The following is a 5,406-nucleotide window of genomic DNA, read 5'->3' as shown; positions in this document are numbered from 1 at the left end:
AGAAGCTCGCCCGGTTGGGATGCGGGGAGACGGCAAAACTTCCCTTCCCCCCCCGGGAAAGGGGCGGGGTGAGGGGGATGCACGGCGTGCTTTTCCGAAGGTCCCGCTACGCACCCCCCTCACCCTAACCCTCTCCCAGGGGGGAGAGGGGAGCCCTGGAGCGCCTTCCCGCATCACACCGGCAGCTGCTTCATCTGCGCGACGGCGGTCATCACGCCGCGGATTTCGGCCAGACCGCGCAGACGGCCGATCATCGGATAGCCGGGGTGGGTCGGCTTGCCGATGTCGTCCAGCAGCTCGTGGCCGTGGTCAGGGCGGAAGGGCAGGCGCCAGTTGTCGTTGCCGGCGTCCTGGCGCCGCTTCTGCTCCTCCAGCAGGGTGGTGACGACCGACACCATGTCGACGTCGCCGCCGAGATGGTCGGCTTCCTCGAAGGACCCGTCCCGCTCCTTGGCGACGTTGCGCAGATGGACGAAGTGGATGTCCTCGACGAAGCGCTTGGCCATCGCCGGCACGTTATTGGTCTGGCCGGCGCCCAGCGAGCCGGTGCAGAAGGTCAGGCCGTTGTTGGGCGACTTCACCGCATCGATGAGGTGGGCGAGGTCGTCCTCGGTGCTGACGATGCGGGGCAGGCCGAACAGCGGGCGGGGCGGGTCGTCGGGGTGGATCGCCATGCGGATGCCGACCTCCTCCGCTGTCGGAATCACCTCGCGCAGGAAGCGGGCCAGCGTCTCGCGCAGCCCGTCGGCGGACATGCCGTTGAAGCGCGCGATCATCTTGCGCAGGCCGGGGATGTCGTAGCGGTCATAGGCACCCGGCAGACCGGCCATGATGTTCGACAGCAGCTTGGCGCGGTCGCTTTCGGACGAGCGGTCGAACCATTCCTTGGCCTTGGCGAGAACCTCCGGCGCATGGTCCGCCTCGGCATCCGGACGCTCCAGCATATAGACGTCGAAGGCGGCATGCTCATGGGCGTTGAAGCGCAGCGAGGTGCCGCCGCCCGGCAGGGCAGCCGCCAGCTCCGTCCGCGTCCAGTCGAGCACCGGCATGAAGTTGTAGCAGATGGTGGTTACGCCGCAGGCGGCGAGGTTGCGCATCGACTGGCGGTAATTGTCGAACAGCTCGGTCAGGTCGCCTTCGCCGATCTTGATCGCTTCATGCACCGGCAGGCTTTCGGTGACCGTCCAGCGGAGGCCGAGTTCCTGGTCGGACTCGATCATCGCCTTGCGCTTCTGGATTTCCTCGACCGACCAGACCACGCCATAGGGGATGTGGTGCAGGGCGGTGACCACGCCGGTGGCGCCGGCTTGGCGGATGTGGTTCAGCTTGATCGCATCTTCGGGACCGAACCAGCGCCAGGATTGTTCCATGGCTGCGAACTCCTTGGAAAGAGAGGGGGCTTTGGACGTCTGGAGAGATCAGCGGAAAAGCAGGCTCGGCAGCCACAGCGACAGGGCCGGGATGTAGGAGACCAGGAACAGGATCACGATGTTGCAGAGCAGGAAGGGCCAGATCGCCTTGGTGATCGCCCCCAGCGAGATCTTCGCGATGTTGGCGGCGACGAACAGGCAGACGCCGACCGGCGGGGTGGTCAGGCCGATCATCAGGTTCAGCACGGCGAAGGTGGCGAAATGGATCGGGTCGATGCCGACCTGCGTCGCCACCGCCAGCAGCGGCGGGAACAGGATGATCAGCGCCGCGATCGTCTCCATGAAGGTGCCGACGATCAGCAGCAGGATATTGATTAGCAGGATGATCAGGTATTTGTTGGTGGTCAGCGCCAGCATCGAGGCGGCGATGGCCTGCGGAATCTGCTCGCTGGTCAGGATCCAGCCGAAGACGTTGGCGAGGCCGACCAGCAGAATCAGGCCGCCCGCCCCGATGGCGCTTTCCAGCAGGATGCCGGGCAGTTGGCGCAGCTTGAAGCCCTTGTAGACGAACAGACCGATGACGAAGGCGTAGAGCGCCGCGACGATGGAGGCCTCGGTCGGGGTGAAATAGCCGCCGACGATGCCGAACAGGATGATCGCCGTCATCAGCAGCGCCCAGAAGGCGCCGCGGCTGGCGCGCAGCAGGGCGCCGAAGCCCTGCCATGGCTCCCGTGGATAGTTGCGCACCCGCGCCAGGATCCAGACCGTCAGCATCATGCCGACGCCCAGCAGCAGGCCGGGAATGGCGCCGGCCATGAACATCTTGCCGACCGACAGGCCGGTCAGCGTGCCGACGATGATCATCGGCACGCTGGGCGGGATGATCGGCCCGACGGTGGAGGCGGCGGCGGTCACCGCGGCGGCGAAGGGGGCGTCATAGCCGGACTTGCGCATCGCCGGGATCATGACGGCGCCGATGGAGGCGGTTTCCGCCACCGCGGTGCCGGAGATGCCGGCGAACACCATCGACCCGGTGACGTTGGCGAGGCCGAGGCCGCCGCGGATATGGCCGACCAGCCGGTTGCTGAACAGCACGATCTGGTCGGTGATGCCGCCGCCGTTCATCAGGTTGCCGGCCAGCACGAAGCCGGGGATGCAGAGCAGGACGAAGCTGTCCATGCCCGCATACATGAACTGCGGAACCACGGCGAGGTCGATGTCGCTGCCGACCAGATAGACCGCCGACGCGCCGCCCAATGCGATGCCCACCGGCGCGCCCAGGATCAGCAGGACGGCGAAGGTGACGAACAGTGCGGTGACCATCAGACGGTTTCCCCATGGCTGGGTGGCGCGGAGTCGCGCCCAAGCCCGGCCAGCCGGGCAATGGAGAAGAAGGCGAGCGAGATTGGGATGATCAGCGTCACGACATAGACCCAGATCATCGGCACGTTGATGGAACGCGCCCGCTCGCCGATGCTGCCGACGACGTAATCCCAGGCGCCGGGGATGATCGCGACGGCGAAGACCAGAATCGCGATGTCGACCAGCCGGGCGACCGCCCATTGCGCCGGCTTCGGCAGCAGCAGGATGAACATGTCGACATTCACCAGCTCGCCGCGCAGCAGCGCCAGTCCGCAGGAGAAGGCGACGAGATGGACCAGCGCGAAGCGGGCCACCTCCTCCGTCCAGGGCGGCGAGGGGAAGCCGGGCACGCGGCCCAGCACCTGGATGGTCACGACGACAATAAGGACGCCGATGGCCGCCAGGGTACCCCAACGGCAAAGGGCGGAGACGGCCGACACCAGGGCGGCAAAGGCGTTGCGCATGGAAATGGCTCTTGCGATTGGGGGGAGGATTTATCTCCCTCTCCCCCAGGGGAGAGGGTGAGTCTCCGCTCACTTCACCGCGAGGATTTCGTCGTAGATCGGCTTGATCTCCGGCGACAGCGCCGCGACGACCGCCGGGCGGCCCTTCTCGGCGAAGGCGGCCTTGTCGACGGCGATGAACTCCATGCCCTTGGCCTTGAGGTCGGCAGCCAGCCTGGTCTCGTCCTCGATGAACAGCTTGCGCTCGGCGGCCTGCGCCGCCTTGGCGGCCTCCATGATGGCGGCGCGCTGTTCGGCCGGCATCTTGTTCATCTTCTTCGAGCCGCCGACCAGATAGATCCAGCTGATGACGTGTTCCGTCTGGTTCACGTATTTCTGGACCTCGTAGAAGCTCGCCGACTTGATCAGCGCCAGCGGGTTCTCCTGTGCCTCGATGGTGTCGTTCTGCAGGCCGGTGAACACCTCCGAGAAGGCCATCGGCGTCGGCTTGGCACCCAGACCCTGCCAGAAGGAGACGAACAGCGGCACGTTGGGAACGCGCATCTTCAGGCCGTTCAGCTCGTCCGGCGACTTGATCGGGCGCTTGCTGGTCAGGTTGCGCGGGCCGCGGGCGAAATAGGTCAGCGGGACCAGCTGGGTCTTCTGTTCGATGGAGTCGGCGATCTTCTTGCCCGGCTCGCCGGTGACGACCTTGTCGAGATGGTCGAGGTCGCGGATGGCGTAGGGGACTGCCAGCAGCGCCGCGGCCGGCGCCCAGTTCTGCAGCGACTCACCGGTGATGGTGAAGTCGATGGTGCCGAGCTGGATGCCCTTGATCAGGTCGGTTTCCTTGCCGAGCTGCTCGTTGGGGAACACCTTGACCTCGACCGCGCCGTTGGTGCGCTTGGCGACTTCCTCGGCGAAGACCAGCGAGGCCTTGTGCCAGACATTGTCCTCGTTGGCGAGGTGGCCGAGCTTCAGCGTCGTCTTGGCCTGGGCGCGCACGATGGCCGGAGCGGCGATGCCGCCCAGCAGCGTCGCTCCGGCGGCGATGCCGGCACCGAGACCGATGCTCTTCGCCAGGGTGCGGCGGGAGATCGGGGTCTTGCTGTTCATTCTGGTGTCCCTCCATTTTGGGCGGATCGGACCCGCCGTTGCTTGATTGGTTGCTGCCGCCGGGCCGTCAGCTTTCGAAGTCGAGCTGGACCTTGATGGTGCTGGACGGGTCGGTTTCGATCAGCGAGAAGGCGCTTGCCGCGTCGGCAATCGGGAAGACCTGGGTGATCATGGCGGCGGGCTTCAGCTTGCCGCTCTCCAGCCACTCGATCACCTGGGGCAGCAGCCGGCGGTTCAGGCGCGAGCCGACCAGGGTCAGCTCCTTCTTCACGATTTCCTGCTGGCTGATGTTGCAGGGGGCGGGGGAGAAGCCGAGCAGGCCGATGCGCGCCGCCGGGCTGGCAAGGCGGCAGGCCTCGTCCAGCAGGGCCGGCACGCCGGCGCCATCGATCACCACCGTGGGACCGAGCCCGTCATTCTCGTCGCGCACCGCATCGGGCACCGACACGCGCGAGGAGTTGAGGACGACATCGGCGCCGAACTCCTTCGCCCGCTCCAGCCTTTTGTCGTCGAGATCGACGACGATGCAGCGGGCGCCGTGCAGCTTGGCGACCTGCACCACCGTCAGCCCGACCGTGCCGGCGCCATAGACCAGCAGCGTGTCGTCGGCAGCGATGCCGGTGCGCGACAACACATTCGCGGCGATGGACAGTGGTTCCGCCAATGCTGCAATCGAGATCGGCAGGTCGGAGCGCACCTTGACCGCATTGGCGGCCGGCACCACGACATGGTTGCGGAAGCCGCCGTCGCGATGGACGCCGAACACCTCCAGATTGGCGCAGACATTGGTGCGCCCGGCCCGGCAGGCATAGCAGCGGCCGCAGGACACCACCGGGTCGACCACCACATGGTCGCCGGCGGCGACGTTGGTCACGCCATCGCCGACCGCCTCGACCGTGCCGGCGAACTCGTGGCCGATCACGCGGGGATAGACCGCGAAGGGGTTGGAGCCGTGGTAGATGTGCAGGTCCGACCCGCAGATGCCGGCGCGCTGGACACGGACCAGCACCTCGCCGGCCTTGACCGGCCCGGCGGCGGCGGTGTTTTCGGGGAGGAGCGCAAGCACATGCGGCTTTTCGACGGTCAGGGCAACCACGGGAACACTCCCAGGAAAA

Annotated in this window: 5 protein-coding genes; all 5 read right to left on the bottom strand. The window is 66.6% G+C overall.

From position 1 onward, the window contains the following. Positions 1 to 173: 173 nt before the first annotated feature. Positions 174 to 1,370, bottom strand: a complete 1,197-nt coding sequence (gene uxuA, locus I71_RS11795; RefSeq protein WP_042695051.1) for a mannonate dehydratase — start codon at positions 1,368 to 1,370, stop codon at positions 174 to 176. Between the two features lie 48 nt (positions 1,371 to 1,418). Beyond that, positions 1,419 to 2,693 carry a TRAP transporter large permease gene (locus I71_RS11790; RefSeq protein ID WP_083897114.1) on the bottom strand — a complete coding sequence of 425 codons (1,275 nt, stop codon included), beginning with the start codon at positions 2,691 to 2,693 and terminating at the stop codon, positions 1,419 to 1,421. After that, positions 2,693 to 3,196, bottom strand: coding sequence for a TRAP transporter small permease (locus tag I71_RS11785; protein WP_042695053.1), 504 nt, complete (start codon positions 3,194 to 3,196; stop codon positions 2,693 to 2,695). The genes I71_RS11790 and I71_RS11785 overlap by 1 nt, the downstream gene beginning before the upstream one ends. A gap of 69 nt (positions 3,197 to 3,265) precedes the next feature. Then, on the bottom strand, positions 3,266 to 4,291 hold the full coding sequence (locus tag I71_RS11780) for a TRAP transporter substrate-binding protein (RefSeq protein WP_085940713.1): 1,026 nt from the start codon (positions 4,289 to 4,291) through the stop codon (positions 3,266 to 3,268). Between the two features lie 67 nt (positions 4,292 to 4,358). Then, positions 4,359 to 5,406: Zn-dependent oxidoreductase (locus I71_RS11775; protein WP_244433775.1), on the bottom strand; the 1,048-nt coding region annotated here is incomplete at its 5' end.

The organism is Azospirillum sp. B506 (assembly GCF_000333595.1).
Classification (GTDB): domain Bacteria; phylum Pseudomonadota; class Alphaproteobacteria; order Azospirillales; family Azospirillaceae; genus Azospirillum.
Note: the sequence above shows the minus strand (reverse complement) of the source record. Positions and strands in the feature narration are given on the sequence as shown.